General features: G+C 67.7%; 22 protein-coding genes. 16 read left to right on the forward strand and 6 right to left on the reverse strand.

What is annotated here, in order from left to right:
- Positions 1-311 precede the first annotated feature (311 nt).
- Positions 312-1,115, forward strand: a complete 804-nt coding sequence (locus V5F48_RS17085; RefSeq protein WP_394259672.1) for a 1,6-dihydroxycyclohexa-2,4-diene-1-carboxylate dehydrogenase — start codon at positions 312-314, stop codon at positions 1,113-1,115.
- 92 nt (positions 1,116-1,207) lie between these two features.
- On the opposite strand, the gene V5F48_RS17090 is transcribed toward V5F48_RS17085, so the two are convergent.
- Complete coding sequence (locus tag V5F48_RS17090) at positions 1,208-2,149, reverse strand: LysR family transcriptional regulator (RefSeq protein WP_394259673.1); 942 nt, start codon at positions 2,147-2,149, stop codon at positions 1,208-1,210.
- A gap of 164 nt (positions 2,150-2,313) precedes the next feature.
- Between V5F48_RS17090 and V5F48_RS17095 the strand changes: the two genes are divergently transcribed.
- The 9 genes from V5F48_RS17095 (at position 2,314) to V5F48_RS17135 (ending at position 12,297) form a co-directional block, all read left to right on the forward strand.
- On the forward strand, positions 2,314-3,498 hold the full coding sequence (locus V5F48_RS17095; protein ID WP_394259674.1) for a muconate/chloromuconate family cycloisomerase: 1,185 nt from the start codon (positions 2,314-2,316) through the stop codon (positions 3,496-3,498).
- A gap of 175 nt (positions 3,499-3,673) precedes the next feature.
- Complete coding sequence (locus tag V5F48_RS17100; RefSeq protein WP_394259675.1) at positions 3,674-5,032, forward strand: Rieske 2Fe-2S domain-containing protein; 1,359 nt, start codon at positions 3,674-3,676, stop codon at positions 5,030-5,032.
- Entirely contained in the window at positions 5,029-5,517 is a 489-nt protein-coding gene (benB, locus tag V5F48_RS17105; RefSeq protein ID WP_394259676.1) for a benzoate 1,2-dioxygenase small subunit, read from the forward strand. Before V5F48_RS17100 ends, benB begins: the two co-directional genes overlap by 4 nt.
- A gap of 32 nt (positions 5,518-5,549) precedes the next feature.
- The gene (gene benC / locus V5F48_RS17110; RefSeq protein ID WP_394259677.1) at positions 5,550-6,575 is read left to right on the forward strand and encodes a benzoate 1,2-dioxygenase electron transfer component BenC; all 1,026 of its coding nucleotides are present in this window, start codon (positions 5,550-5,552) and stop codon (positions 6,573-6,575) included.
- A 72-nt stretch (positions 6,576-6,647) separates the two neighbouring features.
- Positions 6,648-7,982, forward strand: coding sequence for an MFS transporter (locus V5F48_RS17115; RefSeq protein ID WP_394110189.1), 1,335 nt, complete (start codon positions 6,648-6,650; stop codon positions 7,980-7,982).
- A gap of 47 nt (positions 7,983-8,029) precedes the next feature.
- Positions 8,030-8,167 (forward strand): muconolactone Delta-isomerase family protein, encoded by a 138-nt coding sequence (locus V5F48_RS17120; RefSeq protein WP_463596055.1) that lies wholly within the window; start codon positions 8,030-8,032, stop codon positions 8,165-8,167.
- 67 nt (positions 8,168-8,234) lie between these two features.
- Positions 8,235-9,164 (forward strand): catechol 1,2-dioxygenase, encoded by a 930-nt coding sequence (catA, locus tag V5F48_RS17125; protein WP_394259678.1) that lies wholly within the window; start codon positions 8,235-8,237, stop codon positions 9,162-9,164.
- Between the two features lie 167 nt (positions 9,165-9,331).
- Entirely contained in the window at positions 9,332-10,642 is a 1,311-nt protein-coding gene (locus V5F48_RS17130) for a GTPase (protein ID WP_394259679.1), read from the forward strand.
- The gene (locus V5F48_RS17135) at positions 10,639-12,297 is read left to right on the forward strand and encodes a GTPase (protein ID WP_394259680.1); all 1,659 of its coding nucleotides are present in this window, start codon (positions 10,639-10,641) and stop codon (positions 12,295-12,297) included. The genes V5F48_RS17130 and V5F48_RS17135 overlap by 4 nt, the downstream gene beginning before the upstream one ends.
- 22 nt (positions 12,298-12,319) lie before the next feature.
- Here V5F48_RS17135 and V5F48_RS17140 read toward each other — a convergent pair whose 3' ends face one another.
- Entirely contained in the window at positions 12,320-13,402 is a 1,083-nt protein-coding gene (locus tag V5F48_RS17140; protein WP_394259681.1) for a 3-carboxy-cis,cis-muconate cycloisomerase, read from the reverse strand.
- A gap of 283 nt (positions 13,403-13,685) precedes the next feature.
- Between V5F48_RS17140 and V5F48_RS17145 the strand changes: the two genes are divergently transcribed.
- Positions 13,686-13,874, forward strand: a complete 189-nt coding sequence (locus V5F48_RS17145; protein ID WP_394259682.1) for a hypothetical protein — start codon at positions 13,686-13,688, stop codon at positions 13,872-13,874.
- A gap of 204 nt (positions 13,875-14,078) precedes the next feature.
- On the forward strand, positions 14,079-15,323 hold the full coding sequence (locus V5F48_RS17150; RefSeq protein WP_394259683.1) for an ABC transporter substrate-binding protein: 1,245 nt from the start codon (positions 14,079-14,081) through the stop codon (positions 15,321-15,323).
- Between the two features lie 43 nt (positions 15,324-15,366).
- On the opposite strand, the gene V5F48_RS17155 is transcribed toward V5F48_RS17150, so the two are convergent.
- The gene (locus V5F48_RS17155; RefSeq protein ID WP_394259684.1) at positions 15,367-15,984 is read right to left on the reverse strand and encodes a MarR family winged helix-turn-helix transcriptional regulator; all 618 of its coding nucleotides are present in this window, start codon (positions 15,982-15,984) and stop codon (positions 15,367-15,369) included.
- A gap of 442 nt (positions 15,985-16,426) precedes the next feature.
- Here V5F48_RS17155 and V5F48_RS17160 point away from each other — a divergent pair, with 442 nt between their 5' ends.
- The 4 genes from V5F48_RS17160 (at position 16,427) to V5F48_RS17175 (ending at position 21,877) form a co-directional block, all read left to right on the forward strand.
- Positions 16,427-17,467: a branched-chain amino acid ABC transporter permease gene (locus V5F48_RS17160; RefSeq protein WP_394065002.1), complete on the forward strand. Its 1,041-nt coding sequence runs from the start codon at positions 16,427-16,429 to the stop codon at positions 17,465-17,467.
- Between the two features lie 199 nt (positions 17,468-17,666).
- Entirely contained in the window at positions 17,667-19,394 is a 1,728-nt protein-coding gene (locus V5F48_RS17165) for a branched-chain amino acid ABC transporter ATP-binding protein/permease (protein ID WP_394259744.1), read from the forward strand.
- Entirely contained in the window at positions 19,391-20,143 is a 753-nt protein-coding gene (locus V5F48_RS17170; RefSeq protein WP_394259685.1) for an ABC transporter ATP-binding protein, read from the forward strand. Before V5F48_RS17165 ends, V5F48_RS17170 begins: the two co-directional genes overlap by 4 nt.
- 27 nt (positions 20,144-20,170) lie before the next feature.
- A complete protein-coding gene (locus V5F48_RS17175) occupies positions 20,171-21,877 on the forward strand; it encodes an acyl-CoA dehydrogenase family protein (protein ID WP_394259686.1) in 1,707 nt (568 codons plus the stop codon).
- Positions 21,878-21,994: 117 nt separating this feature from the next.
- Here V5F48_RS17175 and V5F48_RS17180 read toward each other — a convergent pair whose 3' ends face one another.
- From V5F48_RS17180 to V5F48_RS17190, 3 genes are all read right to left on the reverse strand, one after another.
- Positions 21,995-23,149 carry an ABC transporter substrate-binding protein gene (locus tag V5F48_RS17180; RefSeq protein WP_394259687.1) on the reverse strand — a complete coding sequence of 385 codons (1,155 nt, stop codon included), beginning with the start codon at positions 23,147-23,149 and terminating at the stop codon, positions 21,995-21,997.
- Between the two features lie 78 nt (positions 23,150-23,227).
- On the reverse strand, positions 23,228-23,659 hold the full coding sequence (locus tag V5F48_RS17185) for an acyl-CoA thioesterase (RefSeq protein WP_394259688.1): 432 nt from the start codon (positions 23,657-23,659) through the stop codon (positions 23,228-23,230).
- Positions 23,660-23,670: 11 nt separating this feature from the next.
- Complete coding sequence (locus V5F48_RS17190; RefSeq protein WP_394259689.1) at positions 23,671-24,432, reverse strand: SDR family NAD(P)-dependent oxidoreductase; 762 nt, start codon at positions 24,430-24,432, stop codon at positions 23,671-23,673.
- Positions 24,433-24,437: the final 5 nt, after the last annotated feature.

Consider the following 24,437-nt stretch of genomic DNA (forward strand, 5'->3'; position numbering starts at 1 on the left):
CGAGCGCGCGTCCACCCACGGTAAAATATGGTTCCCCCTCGCACGGCATCCATGCGCTCCGGAGAGTCTTAGATACTCAATAAGTATGGAAATATACCGAGTTGATCTTAGGGAATACGCCCTGGAGCGTATAGCTTCAGGCTGGAGCCATATCTGGTGGATCAACGGGCCTATCTCGTCTCGCGCAACGCCGCGGGGGGACCAGGGCAAGGCGGACCGGCTACCGTGGAGTGAGAGCACGCGCCGGTCGGGCGCGGGCATCGGGAAGCGCCCGATCCCACTCTCACCTCGCTACACCAAAGGGGAAACGCGTGTCAGACCAGAACGCCCGCTTTCGACGCTTCGAGGGCAGGAGCCTCATCGTTACCGGTGCCGCGCAGGGCGTGGGCAAGCAGGTTGCGCTCGATGCCGCGGCCGAGGGCGGCAGCGTGCTCGTGGTCGATCGCTCGCCCCTCGTCGAAGAGGTCGCCGCCGAGATCGAGGCGACCCATGGCGCAGGTCGCGCCGTCGCCATGGTGGAGGATCTCGAGACCTACGCCGGGAATGACCGCGTGATGACGCGGGCCGACACCGTCTTCGGAAAACTCGACGTGCTGGTGACCAACGTCGGCGGCGCCATCTGGATGCGGCCGTTCCAGGAGTTCGACGAGCGCCAGATCGCGGCGGAGATCAGCCGCTCCCTGTTTCCCACCCTTTGGGGCTGCCGCACCGCCTTGCCCTACATGCTGCGTGACCGGGGCGGGGCGATCGTCAACGTGTCGTCCATCGCCACCAAGGGCATCAACCGGATTCCCTATTCGGCCGCGAAAGGGGGTGTGAACGCGCTCACCGCCTCGCTCGCGTTCGAGCTTGCGGGAACCGGCATCCGCGTGAACGCGGTCGCTCCGGGCGGCGTGAGCGCGCCGCCGCGCCGCGTTCCACGGGGCACCGACCCGATCCTGGAGCAGGACCAGGCGTGGATGCAGCAGGTGACCGACCAGACGCTGCGCGCGACGCATCTTAGGCGGTACGGCGAACTGCGGGAGATTGCCTCCGCGATTCTCTTCCTCGCATCCGACGATGCCTCCTACATCACCGGGACCATCCTGCCGGCCGGCGGGGGAGACCAGGGCTAGAGCACGCGCCGATCAGATGGCATCGCAAGCTGATCGGACAACGCGCTCTCGTTTCCTGAAGTTAAAGCATGCACCGGCGCACCGGCCAATGACTACCCGGCAAAGGAGGGCCGTGTCGGCAGATTGTGCTCGACGCTGAGCCAGGGCGGGTTCTCCGCATACATCTCCTTGATGAGTTCCTTCACGAGATCGATGTAGGGCGAATTGTCCCCCACCCGGTGATACAGGATGATCGGAGAGGTGGCGCGCTCCCCCTCGATCAGCCGGTAATGCACATCGCCGCGCATCTGCCGCGCCGAGGAAGGGATGATGCACAGGCCGGTTTCCGCGGCGACGAGCCCGAGGGCGGTCTGGATCTCGCGCACCTCCTGAACCTCCGCCGGCCGCACGTCGTGACCATGCAGCAGGTTGAGCACATGGTCGGCATATCCCGGGCGCGGCTCCTTCGGATAGACAATGAGCCTGTGTCCCGTCAGGGCGGTGACGGGAAGGGGGCCGCTCTCCTGCGCCAGTTCCGTGCCCTTGGGGATGGCGACCGCCAGACGCTCCTCGCGCAGCACGATCCCGACCACGCCGGAATCGCTGTGGTGCAGGCGCCCGAAGCCGATGTCGATGCGCCCTTCCTTGAGGGCCGGAATCTGCTGCACCGACATCATCTCCAGCACCTGGATCTCGATGTCCGGGGCGCGCTGGCGCAGCTTGCGGACCAGCGACGGCAGGCCGCCATAAAGGGTCGAGGCGACGAACCCGATGGACAGGACACTGTTCTGGTTCAGGCCCACGCGCCGCGTCGCCGCACGCATCTGCTCGACCCGGCCGAGGACCTGCAGCGCCTGCTCGTAGAACAGGCGGCCCGCCTCGGTCAGCCGTATCGGCCGGCTGTTGCGGATGAGAAGGGCGACGCCCAGCTCCTCTTCCAGCGCCTGGATCTGCCGGCTCAAGGGCGGCTGGGCAATGTGCAGCATCTCAGCCGCGCGGGTGAAATTGCGCTCCCGCGCGACCGCGACGAAGTAGCGAAGTTGGCGAAGGTCCATGCTGCCGGCTCCGGCCCCGTAAGAAAAATGGCGTCATTCTCGGTATGCTGCAGTGCGGGAACGCTAAGTTTTATTGAATTATTCCGCGTATCATACCCTACACGTATAGTTAGAAACGCAAAAGGTTTTGGACGTCCACCTCTCGCCCGCAGCAAGATGGCGCCATGAACGCGACATTTCCACATGCCATCCCGCCGGCCGCACCCTTGCCCCCCGTCATCGAGCGGGTGGAAACGGCGCTGATCGACCTGCCCACCATCCGGCCGCACAAGCTGTCGGTGGCGACCATGAACGGGCAGACCCTCATGCTGGTGCGGGTCTTCTGCAGCGACGGCGTGGTCGGCATTGGCGAGGGGACGACGATCGGTGGGCTCGCTTATGGTGGCGAGAGTCCCGAAGGCATGAAGCTTGCCATCGATACCTATTTCGCTCCCCTCATGGTGGGGCAGGATGCCACCGCCGTGCGCGCGCTGCTGCTGCGCATCGGCAAGATGGTCAAGGACAACCGCTTCGCCAAATGCGCGGTGGAAACCGCGCTGCTGGATGCGCACGGAAAGCGGCTCGGCCAGCCCGTCAGCGCGCTCCTGGGCGGCCGCCTGCGCTCCCGCCTGCCGGTGGCCTGGACCCTTGCCTCGGGAGACACCGCCAAGGATATCGCCGAGGCGGAGAGGATGCTGGAGCTGCGGCGGCACAGGATCTTCAAGCTGAAGATCGGCGCACGGACGCCGAGCGCCGACGTGGCCCATGTCGCGGCCGTCAAGCACGCGCTGGGCGATCGCGGCGCGGTGCGGGTCGATGTCAACATGGCCTGGAGCGAGACCGAGGCGGCCTACGCCATGGCCGCGCTCGCCGATGCGGGATGCGAGCTTGTAGAGCAGCCGGTGGCCTCGGCCACGGCCATGGCGCGGCTGGTACGTCGCTTTCCGGTGGCGCTGATGGCGGACGAGTCCCTGCAGGGTCCGGAAAGCGCGTTCGAGATCGCAAAATGCGCCGGCGCGGACGTATTCGCCGTGAAGATCGAGCAGAGCGGCGGACTGTTCGGCGCCCAGCGCGTCGCAGCGATCGCGGATGCCGCGGGCATCGGCCTTTATGGCGGCACGATGCTGGAAGGCGCGGTCGGCACCATCGCCTCGGCACATCTGTTCTCGACCTTCGTCAACCTGCAATGGGGCACCGAACTGTTCGGCCCCTTGCTGCTGACCGAGGAAATTCTCGCCGCTCCGCTGGACTACAGCGATTTCGAACTGACGGTCCCCGCCGGGCCGGGGCTCGGCATCGCGCTCGACGAGGACCGTGTGGCGTTCTTCACGCGCGGCCGGCACCGAAAGACCACCAGCATCGCCATCTAGAGCGTATTCGAGCGAAGTGGATACCAGCTCGCGTAAATAAAACGCGTTAATACAAGGGTCTAGAGCGCCCGCAAGGAACAGCCCAAGCGCAGCCGGCGGCGATCCGGGAAGGCCTGACATTCAGGCCACCACCGCCCCCCGCCGGTCGAAGCGCAGCATCTCAAGGGAGGACACGATGTCAGTGGTTGCCGAAAAAGCCCGTGATCTCGATCGCCTGCTCGCCACGGCGGTGCAGGACGACAAGGAGGCAGGCGTCTTCCGCTGTCGCCGCGACATCTTCACCAATGAAGACCTGTTCGAGCTTGAGATGACGCATCTCTTCGAGAACAACTGGGTCTACCTGGCGCATGAAAGCCAGATCCCCCAGAACAATGATTATTACACCACCTTTATCGGCCGCCAGCCGGTTGTGGTGACGCGGGACAAGGCCGGCGCGCTCCATGCCGTCATCAATGCCTGCGCGCACCGCGGTGCGCTGCTGTGCCGGCGCAAGCACGGCAACAAGGGCTCCTTCACCTGCCCCTTTCACGGCTGGACCTTCGCCAACACCGGCAAGCTGCTCAAGGTGAAGGACGAGAAGACCACCCAGTATCCGCCCCAGTTTGCGCAGAACGGCTCCCATGACCTGAAGCGGGTGGCCCGCTTCGAGAACTACCGCGGCTTCCTGTTCGGCAGCCTGAACGAGAACGTGGCCTCGCTTGCGGATTATCTCGGCGAGACCAGGGTCATCATCGACCAGATCGTCGACCAAGCGCCGAACGGGCTCGAAGTGCTGCGCGGCAACTCGTCGTACATCTATGATGGCAATTGGAAGCTGCAGATGGAGAACGGCTGCGACGGGTACCACGTCAGCTCCGTGCACTGGAACTACGCGGCCACCATGGGCCGCCGCAAGGTGGAAGGGACCAAGGCGGTCGACGCCAACGGCTGGAGCCGTTCGGTCGCCGGCGTCTACGGCTTCGAGAACGGCCACATCCTCCTGTGGACCAACAGCATGAACCCCGAGGTCCGTCCGGTGTACGCCCACCGCGACGAGATCGCGGCCCGCGTCGGGCAGGAAAAGGCTGACCTGATCGTCAACCAGACGCGCAACCTCTGCCTTTATCCGAATGTGTTCCTCATGGACCAGTTCAGCACGCAGATCCGGGTCGCGCGCCCCATCAGCGTGGACAAGACCGAGATCAGCATCTTCTGCTTCGCCCCGAAGGGCGAAAGCGCGGCCGACCGCGCGCTGCGCATCCGCCAGTACGAGGATTTCTTCAACGTGTCCGGCATGGGCACCTCGGATGATCTCGAGGAATTCCGCGCCTGCCAGGCGGGCTATGCCGGCATCTCCGCGCCGTGGAACGACCTGTCGCGCGGCGCGCCCCTGTGGATCGACGGTCCTGACGAGAACGCGCGGCGGCTGGGCATCCGTCCGCTGCTCTCCGGCGAGCGCAGCGAGGACGAGGGACTGTTCGTGCGCCAGCACGAATACTGGGCGCGGGCGATGCGCAATGCGCTCTCCACCCAGACGAGGAGCGTTGCGGCATGAGCATCTCCCTGGAAGCCGCACGCGCCTTCCTCTACCGCGAGGCGCGCCTGCTGGATGACCGCGCGTGGGACGAGTGGCTCACCTGCTACGCGCCGGACGCCACCTATTGGATGCCCGCCTGGGACGACGACGACAGGCTCACCGAAGATCCGCAGTCGCAGATCTCGCTGATCTACTATCCCGATCGCGACGGGCTGGAAGACCGCATCTTCCGCATCAAGACCGAGCGGTCCGGCGCATCAACACCGGAACCGCGCACGAGCCACAACGTGACCAATGTCGAGTTGCTGGCGACCCGCGGAGACGCGTGCGACATCCGGTACAATTTCTACACCCTCAGCCATCGTTACAAGGTCACGGACCAGTTCTTCGGAACGGTGTTTGCCACCTTGCGCGAGAGCGACGGGCAGATCGTCATCTCAAGCAAGAAGATCGTTCTGAAGAACGACTATATCCGCCAGGTCATCGATATCTATCACGTCTGATATCGATGTACGCCCGGCCAGGGGAGGGTTCCATGTCCAGCCACACCATCGCGCTCAATTTCGAGGATGGCGTCACGCGCTTTATCGACTGCAAGGCCGGGGAAAAGCTGCTCGACGCCGCCTTCCGCAACAAGATCAACCTGCCCATGGACTGTTCCGACGGGGTGTGCGGAACATGCAAGTGCAGGGCGGAGAGCGGCGCGTACGATCTCGGCAGCGATTATATCGAGGACGCGCTTTCCCCCGACGAGGCGTCGCAGGGGCTCGTGCTGACCTGCCAGATGGTGCCATCGAGCGATTGCGTCATCTCTGTTCCGGTGAGCTCCGTCGCCTGCAAGACAGGGCAGCAGACGTTCGCCGCGACGGTCGCCCAGGTGACCCTGCACAACGATGCAGCGGTTGTCCTGCACTTGGACGTGGAGGGCGCCGCCCCCGTCTTCCTGCCGGGCCAATACGTCAATATCGACGTGCCCGGGAGCGGTCTGAGCCGCGCCTACTCCTTTTCCTCGGCTCCGGGCGAACGGCGCATCACCTTCCTGATCAAGACGATTCCCGGCGGCCTGATGAGCGGCTGGCTCGCCCGCGCGCGGCCGGGCGACACGCTCAACCTGACCGGACCTCTGGGCAGCTTCTATCTGCGCGACGGCCACGCGCCGCTCCTGTTCCTCGCGGGGGGCACGGGGCTCGCGCCGTTCCTGTCCATGCTGGAGGTGCTCGCCCGTGCCGGCACGCAGCAGAAGATCCACCTGATCTACGGCGTGACGCGCGACCTTGATCTCGTGCTCGTGGATACCCTGGAAGCCTACAGCGCGGGATTGGCAAACTTCAGCTTCGCGACGGTTGTTGCTGACGAAGCCTCCTCTCACCCGCGCAAGGGATGGGTCACCCAATACATGCCGGAGGACATGCTTCGCGAAGGCAGTCCCGACGTTTATCTGTGCGGCCCGCCGCCCATGGTCGATGCCGTCAGACGGTATTTCGATGAAAAAGGCGTGACGCCGAATTGCTTCCACTACGAGAAATTCACCCCCAACGCGCCGCTGAAGGCAATCGCCTGAGGGCGAACCTGCGGATCCAGGGGACAGATTGTCACGAAAGCAATGTGCATAAGCACCCGGGGAGGAACAGCCATGCGAAACATCGATATCACCGAGGCCATAGACAATACGCCGTTCGGGCGTTTCCAGTGGATGGTGGCTGGGCTCTGCGGCCTGCTGCTGGTGGTCGACGGCTATGACGTCTTCGTCGCCGGCACGGTGCTGCCCGCGCTGATGAAGGACTGGGGCCTGAACAAGCCGCAGGCCGGCGCCCTCCAGGCGTGGGCGCTGTTCGGGATGATGTTCGGCGCCCTCGTGTTCGGCCCGCTCGCCGACAAGATCGGGCGCAAGAAGGGCATCGCCATCTGCTTCCTTCTGTTCACCGTGTCCACGCTGCTCGCCGGCTTTGCCAATTCGCCGACGCAGTTCGCCATCTTCCGCTTCATCGCCGGTCTCGGCTGCGGTGGCCTGATGCCCAATGCTGTGGCGCTGATGAACGAATACGCGCCCAAGCGCCTGCGCAGCACCATGGTGGCCGTGATGTTCTCCGGCTATTCCGTGGGCGGCATGGTGGCGGCCGGCCTCGGCATCGGGCTGATCCCGCAATTCGGCTGGAAGCCCATGTTCTTCGTCGCCGCCGTTCCGCTGCTTTTGCTGCCGCTGGTCCTTTGGAAGCTGCCGGAGTCCCTCGGCTTCCTGATCCGGCAGGGTAAGCAGGAAGAGGCGCGGCGCATCTACGCCAAGATCGCGCCCACGTCCCCGCTCGGCGCCGCGGACCGGCTGGTCTTTACCGAGACCAAGGGCGCCTCGGCCTCCGTGGCCGAGCTGTTCCGCCACCAGCGCGCGGTGAGCACGCTGATGCTCTGGGCTGCCTTCTTCTGCTGCCTGCTGCTGGTCTACCTGCTGTCGTCCTGGCTGCCGAAGGTGCTGCAGGAAGTCGGCTATGCCGAGAAGGCAAGTCTTCTGAGCCTGTTCTCGCTCAATTTCGGCGGCATGCTGGGAGCGATCCTCGGCGGCCGGCTCGGCGACAAGTTCGGCCTGCCCCGGGTGGTGATCGGCTTCTTTACCGTCGCCGCGGTCTCCATCGCGCTCATCGGCTATGGCCTGCCGGCGGCACTGCTGTTCGTGATGGTCTTCATCGCCGGCGCGACGACGATCGGGACGCAGATCCTGCTCTACGCCAGCGTGGCGCAGCTCTACAATCTGTCGGTGCGCTCCACCGGCCTCGGCTGGGCGTCGGGGGTCGGTCGCATCGGCGCCATCGTCGGCCCCACGCTGGGCGGCGTGCTGCTCGCCCAGGAGCTGCCCCTCCAGCAGAACTTCCTGATCTTCGCGGTTCCAGCTGCCCTGTCCGCCCTGGCGATGCTGGTGTTCGCGGTGAACAACGCGCGCCGTTCCGCGACGGTCGCGGCAGTGGCGGCGGCCTGACGGCAGCCACGGCCTGCTGCGGCGCGCGATGGTGCGGGCCGCAGCATATCTCGCCTGTTTTCGATGTCAGGGATAAGGCCGAGCTGCACGATATCATCGTGGCCCTGCCGCTGTTTCCCTACATGACCATATCGGTGACGCCCCTGTGCCGTCACCCCTCGTCGATCCGTGACGACGACCGCTGAGCAAAATCAACCGGCGTGAAGGGCTTGCTGAAGGCCACCGCCATCATATGAAGTGGAGGACGCAAGGATGGGCGTAAAGATTTTCGACGGTAAGGATGTGCAGGATTTCCTGCGCGTGATTGCCAATCTGGACGCCGCTGGCGGCAACGAGCGGGCGAAGCAGGTGGTTCACCGCATCGTCTCGGACCTGTTCAAGACGATCGAGGACTTCGACCTCACCCCGGATGAGGTGTGGGTCGGCATCAACTACCTCAACAAGCTCGGCTCGGAGAACGAGGCCGCGCTGCTGGCGGCCGGCCTTGGGCTGGAGCACTATATCGACATGCGGCTCGATGCCGAGGACGCGGAGCTGGGCATCTCCGGCGGCACACCGCGCACCATCGAGGGGCCGCTCTACGTGGCCGGTGCGCCGGTCGCCGAGGGCAAGGTGCGCATCGACAAGAATCCTGATGCGGATGCCGCTGCGCTGCGCATACACGGCACCGTCACCGGCCCCGACGGGGCACCGGTCGCCGACGCCCTCGTGGAGGTCTGGCACTCGGATTCGAAGGGCTTCTACTCCCATTTCGACCCCACCGGCCGGCAGAGCCCGTTCAATCTGCGCGGCGCGATCCGGACCGGCGCCGATGGTCGCTACGAAGTGCTCACACGGATGCCGGCCTCCTATGGCTGCCCTCCGTCGGGAGCGACCCAGACTCTGCTGAACCAGCTCAACCGCCACGGCAACCGGCCCGCGCACGTGCATTTCTTCGTGACGACCGACCGTTTCCGCAAGTTGACGACGCAGTTCAACATCGAGGGGGACCCGCTGATCTGGGACGACTTCGCCTTCGCCACCCGTGAAGGCCTGATCCCGCACGTGGTCGAACGGACTGGCGGCGGCGCCGTCGGCTTCGAGGATGACGCCTATCGCGATATCGAGTTCAACATCGAACTTGTCCCGCTGGTCGCGGGCAAGGACAACCAGGTCGTCGAGCGCGCCCGCGCCGCCGCCTGAGCGCTCGCTCCCGCTGATCTGTGCGCGCAGATCAGCGGGAGTGCCAATCCGGTGCCGGCCATCGCGGGCGATGACGATCCGGTCTGCGCGCCGCCCGACCTGCAATCATCGCCGACCGCGAGCGAAGGGCCGGCACATCGTCCATCTTCAATCGGCGCAGGCGTTCGATGCGATACTCCTCGACTTCCTCGCTGGCCGAGGAGTCAGCCACGGGCTGCGGCGACCACGAGGCGGCGCTGCGCGACCTGCAGCGCGCGCTGCCGCACCGCGCGCTCGACCTTGCCCGCTTGCGGGAGCTGGCCGATGACGGCGCGCCGGTGGTCTGCGTCATCGGCAAGTACAACCACGGCAAGAGCCGGCTGCTCAACGAGCTGGTGCGCCGGGATGCCTTCGCCGTGGCCGACCGGCGCGAGACGGTCGAGCTGGCCGAATGCCACCACGCAGGCGTGTGCTGGCTGGATGCGCCCGGGTTGGATGCCGACGTGGGTCAGGAGGACGACCGGCACGCGCGTGTGGCCGTCTGGCTGAAGGCAGACATTCGCCTGTTCGTCCATGCTGCCAGGCAGGGGGAGTTCGACGCGGCGGAACTGGCGTTGCTTCACCAACTGCGTGCCGACGAGATTCGCACGCTGCGCCAGACCCTGATCGTGATTTCGCAGGCCGACCAGCTCGCCGATGACGGCGATCTCGGCCAGGTTGTGGGCGCCATTGCCGGCCAGGTCCCCGACGCCGCCCTGTACGTCGTATCCGCCACGCGCCACCGCCAGGGGATCGAGACGGCGAAGACGCTGCTGATTCAAAGGAGCGGGATGCCGCAGTTGGAAGGCGCGATCGCCGATGCGCTGGGCCGCGTCCCCGCCGCGCGGAGCCACGAGGTCGCGCTGCTGCTGCGCGAGATCCGCGACGAGCTGGAGGGGCTCCGGAGCGGCCGGGCGCAGGCGCTCGAAGCCCTGCGCCAGGAGGAGGAAAATCAGCGACGCGGCTTCGATCAAGGGCTCGAGGGGGTCCTCGGCAAGGTTGCGGCGGACATGGCCGCTCTCGTCGGTGCCGGCGGACCGGACCTCGCCATGGTGCCTGACACCGCGCGCGACAGATTCGCCGTGACGGCGGCGAAGCTGGAGCGCGCGCGCATCCAGGTCGCCTATTCGCGGGCCTGCATCCAGATCGACGGATTCCTGGTCGGACAGGGCGTGGCGCGCCTTCCCAGGGACCAGGAGACGGCAACCGGCAGCCTGAACACCGTAATGGTGGCGGTCATGGGCGTTTCGGTGAAATTTCGCGCCGATCTGCACCGCATGTTCTGCGAGGCGCGCGGGCGTGCCCGGCTGCACGCGGCGTTTGCACACTACTTCGAGCTGTCGAAGCGCAGAACGGCGTTGCGCGCCAGGATCGCGGAGGCGTCATCGGCGCTGGAGGCCGCCGCGCGCGCCCTTGCGGCGTTGCAAGTGCTGGAACCCGTGCTGGAACCCGGCCCATGACGACGGACGCGGTTCACAAGCGGCATGTCCACCAGCAGCCGTCCCGAGAGTTGCCCCCGCACGCGTTGCCCTCGCACGAAATGCCCTCGCACGAGCTGCGCTTCATGGCTGAGATCGATGCGGCGGCGTTCGGCGAGGAAGAGGGCCTCAAGATCGTCCTCGTGCGCCTGGAGGAATGGCTGGCCAGCCTGAGCGCCGCCTTGCCTGCCGCCGTCCTCGGCTCCGCGGGTTTGCGGGAGGGCAGCGCGCTCGCCCGGCAGGCCGAGGGCGTCAATGCCGCGCTCAGGGCCTGCATGTCGGCCTGGCCCCGGCAATGGGAGGCGCTTCAGCCCGCACGCGCGCTGGCGCACAGCCTGGACGACAAGGCCGTCCTGCTGGTGTTCGGAAAGTTCAACGCGGGCAAGAGCGCGCTGTGCAACTTCATCGCCGATCGCTTTGCCGAGCAAGGCAGGGCGATCGCATATTTCCATCTCGACCGCGGACGCATGGTGAAGATCCCGAAGGGCTTCGCGGAGGGCGCGACGGAGACGACGGCCCGCCTTCAGGGCGTGATCCTCGGGGACAGGCTGGTGCTGCTCGATACGCCGGGGCTGCATTCCGCGACGCCTGAGAATGCGGCGCTCACCCGCAGCTTCACCGACAGCGCCGACGGCGTCCTGTGGCTCACCAGCTCCGCCGCCCCGGGACAGGTGCAGGAGCTGGACGAACTGGCCCGCGAGCTGCGCCGCGCCAAGCCGCTGCTGCCGCTGGTGACGCGCAGTGACTTCTATGAGGAAGACGAGATCGACGGCGCGCTGGTGAAGCGCCTGCGGAACAAGTCGGCGGCGACCCGCGCCCAGCAGGAAGCGGATGTCGCCGCGCGTGCCCAACACAAGCTGGCGGCCATGGGCGTCGACGTGGCGCAGCTGATGGCGCCGGTGTCCATATCCACCCACATGGCCCGCGCGCAGGGGGCGACGCCCGCGGGCATCGTCGAGGCGGGCATGGAACATCTCTATGCGGGCCTGCGGACCCTGTTGGAGCCCGCGCTCGCCTACAGGCGGCGCAAGCCGGCTGAGGTCCTGCTGCACCATCTGGAGGAGAACGTGCTGGGCGGGTTGCTCGATCAAGTGCTCCCGATGCTGGCCGAGTTCACTGCGGCGCTCGAAACCGCCCGGGAGCAGTTGGAAGAGCAGCACGAACAGATTGCAGACGACGTCTGGCGCACGACAGTCCCACTATTGGCCGGCATGATCGAGGACCACGCTGCCGGGCGCGACATGAACGCCCTCTGCCACTGCCTGTCGCAGGTCCTGCGGCGTGCATTCGAGGTGGCGGCGGATGAGCATTTGTCGGGCTATCGGCTCGATCCCGCTGGGCGTTGCCCGGCGATCGCCCTCGGCGAGAACCTCGATTTCGAGGACCTTGTGATCGATCTGGATGGCGACCGCCCGTCGGTCGCGGTGGATTATGCGCGTCTCCATGCCACGCTGGAACAGCAGATCCGCGATTGGGTGCTTCGATCTGCCGATGCGACTTTGGAGCAGTGCCATTCGTGCATCCGCCAATTGACCGAAAGCGCCGCTCGCATCGAAGCTATCCTGCGCAGTCGTGAGAAGGCGCTGCTTGACATAAGGGTGGCTATACTGGGCGATTGCGTTTTCCGCGCGTCTTGACTCGCACCACGGCCGCCGAGAATTACGCGGGGCTGCCGTTCTGATCGGCGGCCGCCGGGAGCCGGAGCGCCGCGACCAGAGCGAGAGCCGTGCGCGTCGCGGCGCCGGCGGCCACCACCAGTTGCGGCAGGATCATCCATTCCAGCGTCCAGGCGGCGCCGGAGCGCTCGTTCTCGTGCACCAGGGCCTGGTCGAGCCCGCCCTGCTGGGCGGCGGCGAACCGCGCCAGGGTGACGAGGATTTCCGCCGCCACCGGATTATTCTTCTCCGGCATGGCGGACGAGCCGCCACCGCCGGCGATGGTCACCTCGCCCACCTCGTTCTGCGCCATCAGGCAGATGTCGGCGCCGAACTTGCCCAGGGTTCCGCAGACCAGCGTGCACCAGTGGCCGAAGGCGACGACGCCGTCGCGCTCGGCATGGGTGGCACGCGGCGCGCGCAGCAGGCCGAGCCGGTCGGCAAGACCATCGGCCACCGCCTGCGCCGCCGCGCCCAGCTCGGCACGATTGCCCACGGCGCCACCCAGCTGCACCCGGAACAGGTTCATCGCCACGTCCGGCAGGCGCGCCCGATGCCGCGCGAGGGGATCGCGCCAGCCCGCGACTTTGTGGGCGAGCGAGACGGGTCGCGCGCGCTGCATGCGCGTGTGACCACAGAGCATGTGCGTGCCGGCCTCGGCCTCCAGGCGGTCGAAGGCCCCCATGAGCGCGCCGAGCCGGGCATCGAGGATGTCCGCCGCCGCCTTGAGGCGCAGGAACAGGCTGGTGTCGATCACGTCCTGGCTGGTGGAGCCCTTGTGCGCGAAGCCGGCATGGGGCTCGCCGACAGCGGCGCGCAGAAGACGTACCAGTTCCGGCACCACCACGCCGTCGCGGGCGACAGCTCCCGCAAGATCCGACGGGGCGATGCGCATGCGGGAGGCGGCGGCCACGATGGCCTCGGCCGCCGCGTCGGGGATGACCCCCGCCTCCGCCTCGGCCTGCGCCAGGGCCGCCTCGAAGCGCAGCATGGCGGCGATGTCCGCTTCGCCGCTGAAGCAGGCGGCCACCTCCTCGTCACCCAGCAAGGCGCCGAGGAACGGATGCGCGAACACGGACACGCTCATGGGATCATGGCCTCGATGCGGGAGATTGCGACCCGCAAGCTCGACCGCGACGGGGCCGGCCGTCAAGGGCACCGCGCGTCGCGGGGCTTTTGTCGATCCGCCATCAGGCATCGATCATGCCTCAATTTCATATCAAAAATCGTATGTATCTATACAAAAATGTCATTTTCCATGTCGAAGCTCGTATGGAACTCTCCCTGCGAGCCGAGCTTGCGCGATCGCACCCCACCGCTTCGCCCACAGATCGCCTCCGGATCGACTGCCCCAGAAACGGAGACGTCAATTGCCGTCCGCACCAGAACGCTCCGGCCGCTGGATCGCCGGCGACGCCATCCTCATCGAGGTGTGGCAGGCCCATGCGGGCGGTGGCTGCCGCCACAAGACCGACGGCGACCTCGCCCCGCTCGATCCGAATTTCGCCGGCACCAGGCGCTGCCTGACACTTTTCGAGAGCAAGCGGGAGGGCAATTGATGCCGCTCGCCGATCTGAAGGCGGCGCCGTTCCAGACCGGCATCCGCCTGCAGGGCGAAAACGACACCGTTTTCTTCGACATCTGACGAGACCATCACGACCGCCGCGCGCAGTGGCGTATTCGTCTCCAAATTCCAAGAAAGAGAATGCGTTACGATCCGGTCGCGAGGCCATCTGATCGGCGCGTGCTCCAGGGAGGACACCATGCGCCGAACATCCATCCGAAGCGCGGGAGCGGCTGCGCTCATCGCCGCCGCCATCGCCGCCGTCATGGCCGCCGTCATGGCCGCGTCGGGGCCTGCCCGCGCGCAGATTTCCGACGATGCGGTCAGGATCGGCGTGCTCAATGATCTGTCCGGCCAGTTTGCCGACATCGGCGGCAAGGGCGCGGTGCTTGCCGTGCAGATGGCCGCCGACGACTTCGGCGGCACGGTCGCGGGCAAGAGGATCGAAATCGTCTCCGCCGACCACCAGAACAAGCCGGACGTGGCCGGCGCCATCCTGCGCCAGTGGTTCGACCGGGAGGGCGTCGATGCGGTGACGGGCCTGCCCACCAGCTCCGTCGCCCTCGCCGCGCAGGAGATCGCGCGGGACAAGAAGAAGACCGCCCTGATCGCCGGCGGCGCCACCTCCGACCTCACGGGCAAGGCGTGCTCGCCCTATTCCATCCACTGGGCCGACGACACCTATGCCCTCGCCAACGGCACCGCCCGCGCGGTGACCCGGGCCGGCGGCAAGACCTGGTTCTTCCTCACGGCGGACTACGCCTTTGGCCATGCCATGGAACGCGACGCCTCCACCGCCATCCGCGACGGCGGCGGCAAGGTGCTCGGCGGCGTGCGCCACCCCTTCGCCGCGTCGGATTTCTCGTCTTTCCTGCTGCAGGCGCAGGCCTCCAGGGCGCAGGTGATCGGGCTCGCCAATGTGGGCGGCGACACCGGCAACGCCATCAAGCAGGCGGCGGAATTCGGCATCGTGGACAGCGGGCAGAAGCTCGCGGGCTTCCTCGTCTTCATTTCGGATATCCACGCCCTCGGCCTCAAGCTCGCAAAGGGGCTGCTGGTCTCCACCGGCTTCTACTGGGACCAGAACGACGCGTCGCGCGCGTTCGCCCGGCGCTTCTTCGAGAAGACCGGCCGCATGCCCACCAAGGAGCAGGCGTCGGGCTACGCGGCCGTGACCCACTACCTGAAGGCGGTGGCCGCCAGCGGCACCGACGATGCGGCCCGGGTCAATGCGCAGATGCGGCAATTGCCGGTGGACTATTTCGGCCATTCCGGCTCCATCCGCCCCGACGGCCGGGTGCTCTACGACCTCACCCTCTACGAGGTGAAGGCGCCGGAGGAGAGCAAGGGTCCGTGGGACTATTACAAACCCCTGGCCACCCTGCCCGCGGCCGAGGTGTTCCGCCCCATGAGCGAGGGCGGTTGCCCTCTGGTGAAGCCCTGACCGGACCCACCGCCTGAAGACCGCCGCTCGCGGACCATTGGGTTCAGTCGATCCGCGCCACCTTCCGCAGCAGCGCCACCAGCGTGTCGCGCCCGCCGGGACCCAGGAGGTGGGCAAAGTCGTCCTCCTGCGCCGACTGGAGCTTGCGCGCCTTGTTGAGGAGCGCGGTTCCCGCCTTGGTCAGGAACATCGCGTGGGAGCGCGCGTCGGTGGCCGAGCGCGTGCGCTCGGCGAGCCCGCGCTTCTCCAGCTGGTCGAGCATGACGACGAAATTGGTGCGCTGGATGCCGAGCACCCGCGCGATCTCCGACTGCTTGCGGCCGGGATTGTCGCTGATCACCAGCAGCACGGAATATTGCGCGGGCGTCAGATCGAGGGGCGCGAAACGGGCGCTGAAATCCTCGAACACCGCCATCTGCGCCCGCCGCAGGGTGTAGCCGACGACGCTCGTGAGGCCCGTGAGGTCGAGGTCGGAGGCATCGGTCCCCTCGTCCGCGTCGTCCGGCTCCACCGCGCGCGCCGGCTTGCGCCCGCGCCGCGCCGGCGCTCCGTTTGCGGACGTTGTCTTCTGCGCCTGTGCCTTCTGGGCCGGTGTCTTCTGGGCCGGCGTCTTGCGGGCCTGTGTCTTGCGGACCGGTATCAGGTCGTCTTCAGCACCCATCGTTCGCCCTTCGCACTCTAAATTCAAGAAAGAGAACGCGTTATCCGATCGGATTGCGATGCAATCCAATCGGCGCGTGCTCTTCGCTTCCGGTCGCGGAAGCGGCGACGGCCAAGACCGTCATTTTCCCTCGGACGGCCAAAGCCGTCCTGTCCATTTTGCAGGTTTCGGCCGTCTTGCCGACCCATGCAAATATTGTTATGATCCATATCAATTAAACAAGAACCTACCGGGAGGGACGTCCGCGTCCCGCACAATCACCGCCAGATCCGACGCCCTTTCGGGCGAACGCATCCGTGCGGCAGGACGCAAGAGCACGCGCCGATCGAATTGCCCCGCAATATGATCGGCAAAACGTTCTCTTTTCATAACGACAGAGCCGGTTTCACCGTTCAGGCCCAACACCCTGAACGAAGCCGGCCGGAGGGGGAGACACGCATCCGTGGACGGCACGATTCTGCTTTTCCTGTTGCAGGACGGTATCACGAACGGAGCGGTCTACGCTTTGCTCGGCATCGCCATCGTCCTCATCTTCGCGGTCACCCGCGTCATCTTCATTCCCCAGGGCGAGCTGGTCGCCTTCGGCGCACTCACCTATGCGCTTCTGGAGGCGGGCCGGCTGCCGGGCACGGTGTGGCTCACCCTGGCCTTCGGCGCGCTCGCCTTCGCCTTCGATCTCGCCGCATCGCTTAGCACCGGGATCGACGCGAGGAAACTCACCCGCAGCGCCGGCCTCACCCTCGCCCTGCCGGCGGCCCTCCTTGCCGTCACCTATGGCGTGGCCGGGGCGGGCTTCGGGCCCGGCGTGCACATCCTGCTCACCCTCGCCCTCGTCACGCCGCTCGGCCCCTACATCTACCGGGTGGCGTTCCAGCCCATCGCCTCGGCCTCCATCCTGGCCCTGCTCATCACCGCCGTGGGCGTGCATCTCGCCCTGGTGGGGCTCGGGCTCGTCTTCTTCGGTGCCGAGGGGGTGCGGGCGCCGAGCCTGTCGGAGCTAACGCTGGAACTCGGCCCCCTGCTGGTGAGCGGGCAGAGCCTCGTCATCTACGCGGTCACGCTGCTTGCCATCGGCGCGCTCTGGTTCTTCTTCGAGCGGGCCTTGTGGGGCAAGGCGCTGAAGGCCACCGCGGTCAACCGCCTCGGCGCGCGGCTGGTGGGCATCCGCACCACCTTCGCCGGCGCCCTCGCCTTCGGCCTCGCCGCGCTCGTGGGCGCGCTCTCGGGCATCCTGATCGCGCCGGTGACCACCATCTATTACGACACCGGCTTCCTCATCGGCCTCAAGGGGTTCGTGGCCGCCATCGTGGGTGCGCTGGCGAGCTATCCGCTCACCGCCGTCGCCGCCCTCGCGGTGGGCATCGTCGAGGCCTTCTCCTCCTTCGTCGCCTCGGACCTGAAGGAGGTCATCGTCTTCATGCTGATCATCCCGGTGCTGGTGTGGCGCTCCCTCACCCAGCCCCATGTGGAAGAGGAGGACTGAGCCCGTGACGCCCCCTCCCGCCGCGACCCATGCCCAACCCCTCCGCTCCGAGGCGCCGATGACCGCACGCTCCGAAGCCGCGTTGCCACCGACCGCCGCCGGCGGGCCGCAGGCCGAAAATCAACGCAGCATCCCGCGCGGCCGGCTGAAGCTGCCGCCGCTCGAACCCCGCATCGCCATCGCCGTGTTCGCGGCAATCATGGCGGCGCTGCCGCTCATTCCCGGCGTGCCGCTCTTCGCCATCACCCTGATCGGCAATATCGGCCTTGCCGCGCTGGTCGCCCTCGGGCTCGTCCTGCTCACCGGCGTGGGCGGCATGACCTCGTTCGGGCAGGCCGCCTTCTGCGGTTTCGGCGCCTACACCACGGCGGTGCTCACCACCACCTACGGCTGGTCGCCCTGGGCCACCCTGCCGGTGGCCCTGCTGGTGGCGGGCAGCGCGGCGGTGGTGCTCGGCCTTCTCACCGTGCGCCTGTCGGGACACTTCCTGCCGCTCGGCACCCTGGCCTGGGGCATCAGCCTCTATTACCTGTTCGGCACCCTCGACATCCTCGGCCGCCACGACGGCATTTCCGGCATCCCGCCCTTCTCCATCGCCGGCCATGACCTGACCGACCCGCGCACGGTGCATTACCTCATCTGGGGCCTGGTGATCGGCGCGGCGATCCTCACCATGCACCTGCTCGACAGCCGCGTGGGCCGCGCCATACGGGCCCTGCGGCGCGGACAGCTGGCGGGGGAATCCTTCGGCATCGACGCCGCGCGCATGAAGCTCGTGGTGTTCGTCTATGCCGCGCTCCTTGCCGGCCTCTCCGGCTGGCTCTACGCCCATGTGACGCGCACCGTCACCCAGACCCCGTTCGGCATCAATGCCGGCATCGAATACCTGTTCATGGCGGTGCTGGGCGGCGCCGGGCAGATCTTCGGCGCGGTGGTGGGCGCCGGCCTTGTCACCGTGCTGAAGGAAGCGCTCCAGCGCGTGCTGCCGCAGGTCTTCGGCCATGGCGTGCAGCTGGAGGCCGTGGTGTTCGGCATCCTGCTGGTGGGGCTGCTTCAGGTGGCGCGGGAGGGCGTGTGGCCCCACATCGCTGCCCTGTGGCCGGCGCGCGGGCGGCCCGTGCCCCCCGACGCCCCGGCCCTGGCGCGGCGCGGCGCCTCCGCAGCACCCGCGGAAAAGCTGCTGGTGCTCGACGGCGCGGTGAAGAAATATGGCGGCCTCACCGCCGTGAACGCCGTGTCCTTCGCCGTGGGGCGCGGTGAGATCGTCGCCCTCATCGGCCCGAACGGGGCCGGCAAGAGCACCACCTTCAACCTCATCACCGGCGTCACCCGCCTCACCACCGGCGCGGTGCGCTTCGAGGGCATGGACATCGCCGGCGCCCCGCCGCAGGAGATCGCGCGGCTCGGCATCGCCCGGACCTTCCAGCACGTGAAGCTCAATCCCGAGATGAGCGTGCTCGAAAACGTGGCGCTGGGCGCCCACCTGCGCGGCCATGCCAGCGTCCTCTCCTCCATGCTCCGCCTCGACCGGCGCGACGAGGCCCGCCTTCTGGCGGAGGCGCGCCGGCAGATCGAGCGCGTGGGCCTCGCCGCGCACATGATGAAGCCCGCCGGCAGCCTCGCCCTCGGCCAGCAGCGGGTGGTGGAGATCGCCCGGGCGCTGGCCCTCGACCCGGTGCTGCTGCTGCTCGACGAGCCGGCCGCCGGCCTGCGCCACAAGGAAAAGGAAGCGCTCGCCGCGCTGCTGCGCAGCCTGCGCGCCCAGGGCATGAGCGTGCTGCTGGTGGAGCACGACATGGGCTTCGTGATGGGGCTGACCGACCACATCGTGGTGCTCGACTTCGGCACCAAGATCGCCGAGGGCCCGCCCGCAGCCATCAAGACCAACCCCCAGGTCCTCGAAGCCTATCTCGGAGGTGTGGCATGAGCGCCGAGCCCGGCATCCGCCCCGGCGCCGTGGAAGCCACGGTGCTTCTCGACATCGCGGGCGCCTCCATCGCCTATGGCAAGGTGCGCGCGGTGGAAGGCGCCTCCCTGCGCGTCGGCGCGGGCGAGATCGTTACCGTCATCGGCGCCAACGGGGCCGGCAAGTCCACCCTGCTGAACGCCACCATGGGGGCGCTGCCGCTCGCTGCCGGCAGCATGACCTTCCTCGGTCGCGACGTCAGCCGACTGGCCGTGGAGGAACGCGTCGCCCTCGGCCTCAGCCTCGTGCCCGAGCGGCGCGAGCTGTTCTCCACCATGAGCGTGGAGGATAATCTGGTGTTGGGCGGCTTCCGCGTGGCCCGCGCCGTGGCCCGCGACACCCTCGCCGAGGTCTATGACCGCTTCCCCCGCCTCAAGGAGCGGCGGCGCCAGCTCGCCGGCACCATGTCCGGCGGCGAGCGGCAGATGCTGGCCATGGGCCGCGCCCTCATGGGCCGCCCGAAGCTGCTGATGCTCGACGAGCCCAGCCTCGGGCTGGCCCCGCGCATCGTCGCCGACATCTTCCGCATCATCGCCGACCTGCGCGCGTCCGGCGTCTCCATCCTGCTGGTGGAGCAGAATGCGCGCGCGGCGCTCGCCGCCGCCGACGTTGCCCATGTGATGGAGCTCGGCGCCGTGACCCTGTCCGGACCCGCCGCCGTGCTCGCCCGCGATGAGCGGGTGATCGAGAGCTATCTCGGCTTCCACTGATCCTTCCGACACCCCCGCGAGGGCGCCATGACCTATCGTCCGCCGATCGACGAGATCCTGTTCACCCTGGCCCAGGTTGCGGTGCCCCCCGGCAGCCCGCCGCCCGTGCCGGTCGACGAGCTTACCGCCATCCTGGAAGAGGCGGGCCGCTTCTGCGCCGAGCGCATCGCCCCCCTCGACCGCACCTCGGACCTGATTGGCGCGCGATGGGAGGACGGCCGCGTCACCACCCCGCCCGGCTTCAGGGAGGCCTATGCGGACTGGATCGCCGGCGGCTGGAACGCCGTGGCCCAGCCGGAGGCATACGGCGGCTCCGGCCTTCCCGTGTCGGTGGGCACCGCCGCCATGGAGATGTTCACCTCGTCCTGCATGGCGCTCTCCACCCTACCGGTGCTGTCGCAGGGCGCGGCGGACGCCATCGAGGCCCATGCCTCGGACGCGCTGAAGGCGCTGTATCTGCCCAGGCTCGTCTCGGGCGAATGGACCGGCACCATGAACCTCACCGAGCCGCAGGCGGGCTCGGACCTCGGCCTCCTGCGCACGCGCGCGGAACCCCTCGGCGAGGGACGCTACCGCATCACCGGCTCGAAGATCTTCATCACCTTCGGCGCCCACGACCTCGCGGCGAACATCATCCACCTGGTGCTGGCCCGCCTGCCCGACGCCCCAGCCGGGGTGAAGGGCATCTCCCTGTTCCTGGTGCCGCAGCACTTCGTGGCGGCGGACGGGACGCTGGGCGCGGAAAACGACCTGCGCTGCGCCGGCATCGAGCACAAGCTCGGCATTCGCGGCTCGCCCACCTGCACCATGGTGTTCGGCGATGGCGGCGGCGCCATCGGCTGGCTGGTGGGGGAGGAGAACAAGGGCCTCGCCTGCATGTTCACCATGATGAACAAGGCCCGCCTCGCCACCGGCCTCCAGGGCGTCGCCATGGCGGAGAAGGCAACGCAGAAGGCCACCACCTATGCATTGGAGCGCCGGCAGGGACGAGCGGCCGGCTTCGACGGCGCGGCACCCATCGCCGCCCATCCGGACCTCGCGAAGACCCTTGCCCGCATGAAGGCGCTGACCACCGCGGCCCGGGCCATCGCCTATGCGGCCGCCGCCGCCATTGACGGCGGAGCCTCTGGGGATGCGCGCGCCAGCCTGCTCACGCCGGTGGTCAAGGCGTTCTGCACCGACATCGGCTGCGAAGTTGCTTCCCTCGGCATCCAGGTCCATGGCGGCATGGGCTTCGTGGAGGAGACCGGCGCTGCCCAGCTGCTGCGCGATATCCGCATCGCGCCCATCTATGAGGGCACCAACGCCATCCAGGCCATCGACCTCGTAATGCGCAAGATCCCCCGCGAGGGCGGGACCGAGGTGGCGCGCCTGATCGCCGAATGCCGGGCGGACGTGGCACGGGCAGAGAACCGCGTCGGCCCCTCGGCGGCGATCCTGGCGGAGGCGCTCACCGCGCTCGAAGCCGCCACCGCCCACCTGCTGTCACCCACCACCGGCGAGGCTGCAAAGCTGCTGGTGGCGCAGACCTACCTGCGCCTGTTCGGCCTCGCCCTGGGCGGGGCGCTGCTGTCGCGCGGCGCCGCGGCGGCGGGGACAAGGGAAGGCGACTGGATCCGCCTCGCGCGCATCTATGCGGAAGACATCGCCGCCGAGGCCGAGGGCCTTGCCGGGCAGGTCCTCTCCACCCGCCGCGATCCCGCCGACTACCGCGCCCTCGCCGGCGTCGGCTGACGCTGCCGGAGCAATGGCCGGAGCAAATGGAAAGGGCTCCCGGATCGCCTCCGGGAGCCCTTTTTCATGGACCTCGTCTTTTTCATGGGCCTCGTTGAGAGAGCACGGCACCCCTCATCACTCGACCAGAACCCACCTGCCGTCCTTGACGGTGATCAAGATGCGGGCGCGGTCGTCCACGCCGTAATGGTTGGTGGGGGTGTAATTGTAGACGCCCTGGCTCGCCTTCAGCTCCTTCTCGCTTTCCAGCGCATCGCGCAGGGCGGTGCGGAATTCGGGCGTGCCGGGCCGCGCGGTCTTCAGCGCCACCGGCAGCACCCGCTCCAGCAGCTGGAACACATCGTACATATGGGCGCCGAACTGGGTGACGGTGCCTTCGCCGAACTTGGCCTCATAGGCCTTCGTGTAAGCAATGCCGGGCGCCTTGGTGGGGCTTGCCTCCGGCTGCTCGGCGGCGGCCACCACCGGCCCCGAAGTGAAGATCACCCCCTCCGCAGCCTTCCCGGCGATGCGGATGAAGTCGCGCGTCACCGCCCCGTGGGTCTGGTAGATGGGCCCCTTGTAGCCGCGCTCGCGCAGCGCGATCACCGGCAGGGCTGCGGCCGTGCCGGAGGCGGCGACCAGCACCGCATCCGGCTTCTGGGCGAGGAGCTTCAGCGTCTGCCCGGCCACCGAGGTGTCGGCGCGGGCATAGCGCTCGTCGGCCACCATGGAAAGGCCGAGCGGCTCGCCGTTGGCCTTGAACTCCTTCACCCAGAGGTCGCCCCAGCTGTCGGAAAAGCCGATGAGGGCCACCCGCTTCACCTTGCGCTTCAGCATGTCCTCATAGATGCCCTTGGCCATCAGGGACACGGGCTGGGGCATGGAGAAGCTCCATTTCTCCTTGCCGGGCTGGAAGGGAATGGGGCTGAGCGCGAAATGCGGCACCTGCACTTCCGCCGCCACGTTGGCGACGGCCAGGGTGGCCGGCGTCACCGCCGATCCGATGAGCACGTCCACCTTGTCCTCGGTGGCGAGGCGCCGGGCATTGGTGGTGGCGACCGTGGGGTCGCCCGTATCGTCGAGCGGGATGATTTCCAGCTTCAGCCCGGCGATCTCTTTGGGCACCACATCGAGGGTGTTCTTCTCCGGGATGCCGAGGGCCGCGCCCTGCCCGGTGGTGGAAATGGAGGCGCCGATGCGCACCACATCGTCCGCCGCCAGCACACCGGTGCCGCCGAGGGCAAGAAGCAGCGCCGCGCCTACGAGCGGACGCCGAAAGGCATAGGTCATTCTCGTCTCCTCCCCTGTTTGATTTGCCCCGGCCGCCCCGCTTTGCGGTGGTGTTCCGGCCAAAGGATTGGTTGCCGCTCAGCCTTCCGAGAGCCGCCGGATCACCTCCTGCGGGATCGGGCGGGACTTCAGCCGCTTGGGATCGTCGGGATGCGGGCCGACCCAGACGCGGGTCTCGTAGCCCTCGATGGCGAGCACCTCGCCCTCCGGCACCGGCTTCAGCACCTTGTGCAGCACGTCGAAGCTGGAGGTGCGGATGGCGCTGACGGTGGTCTCGATGACGATGTCGTCGCCGAAGGTGGACGGCACCATGAACTTCGCCCGCGTATCCACCATGGGATAGCCGACGATGTCGAACTGCCGGATGAGGTCACGCTTCAGCCAGCCCGCCTTCTCGAACAAAGCGTGGGTGGAGGCGTCGAACATGGCGAAGTAGCGCGGGTAGAAGACGATGTTGGCGGCATCGCAATCCCCCCATTCGATGCGCACGGTCCGGCGGTTCACCAGCATGGCTTCCTCCTTCAGCGGGGGGGCAGGCGCAGCGCGCCGTCGAGGCGCACGGTCTCGCCGTTGAGGAACGTGTTCTCCGCCATGTGCACGGCGAGGGCGGCGAACTCCACTGCCTCGCCGAGGCGAGAGGGGAACGGGATGGAGGCGCCCAGCGCCCGCTGCACCTCCTCCGGAAGGGTCTTCAGCAGCGGCGTGGCGAACAGGCCGGGGGCAATCACGTTCACCCGGATGCCGAAGGCGGCGAGCTCGCGGGCGATGGGCAGCGTCATCCCGACGATCCCGGCCTTTGAGGCGGCATAGGCCGCCTGCCCCACCTGCCCCTCGAACGCCGCCACCGATGCGGTGGAGACGACGACGCCGCGCTCGCCATCCTCCAGCGGGTCCAGCCTTGCCATGGCGGCAGCCGCGAGGCGCAGCATGTTGAAGGTGCCGAGGAGATTGACCCGCACCACCTTCTCGAAATCGGCCAGGGGCTGCGGGCCGTCCTTGCCCACCACGCGCTTCGCGCTGCCGATCCCCGCGCAATTGACGAGGATGCGCGCCGGCCCGTGGGCGGCCGCAGCGACGGCTAGCGCGGCGTCCGCCGAGGCGGGGTCGGCCACGTCGCAGGGCGCGGCGATGCCGCCGATGGCGGAGGCCACCTCCCGCGCCGCGTCGGTATTGAGGTCGAGCACCGCCACTCTGGCGCCACGCGCCGCCAGCGCCTGCGCGGTGGCGCGGCCGAGGCCGGAGCCGCCGCCGGTGACGATGGCGGCCGTCTGTTCAAGCTTCATCTGTT

This window comes from Xanthobacter autotrophicus ATCC 700552, from assembly GCF_043194565.1.
Taxonomy (GTDB): Bacteria; Pseudomonadota; Alphaproteobacteria; order Rhizobiales; family Xanthobacteraceae; genus Xanthobacter; species Xanthobacter autotrophicus_F.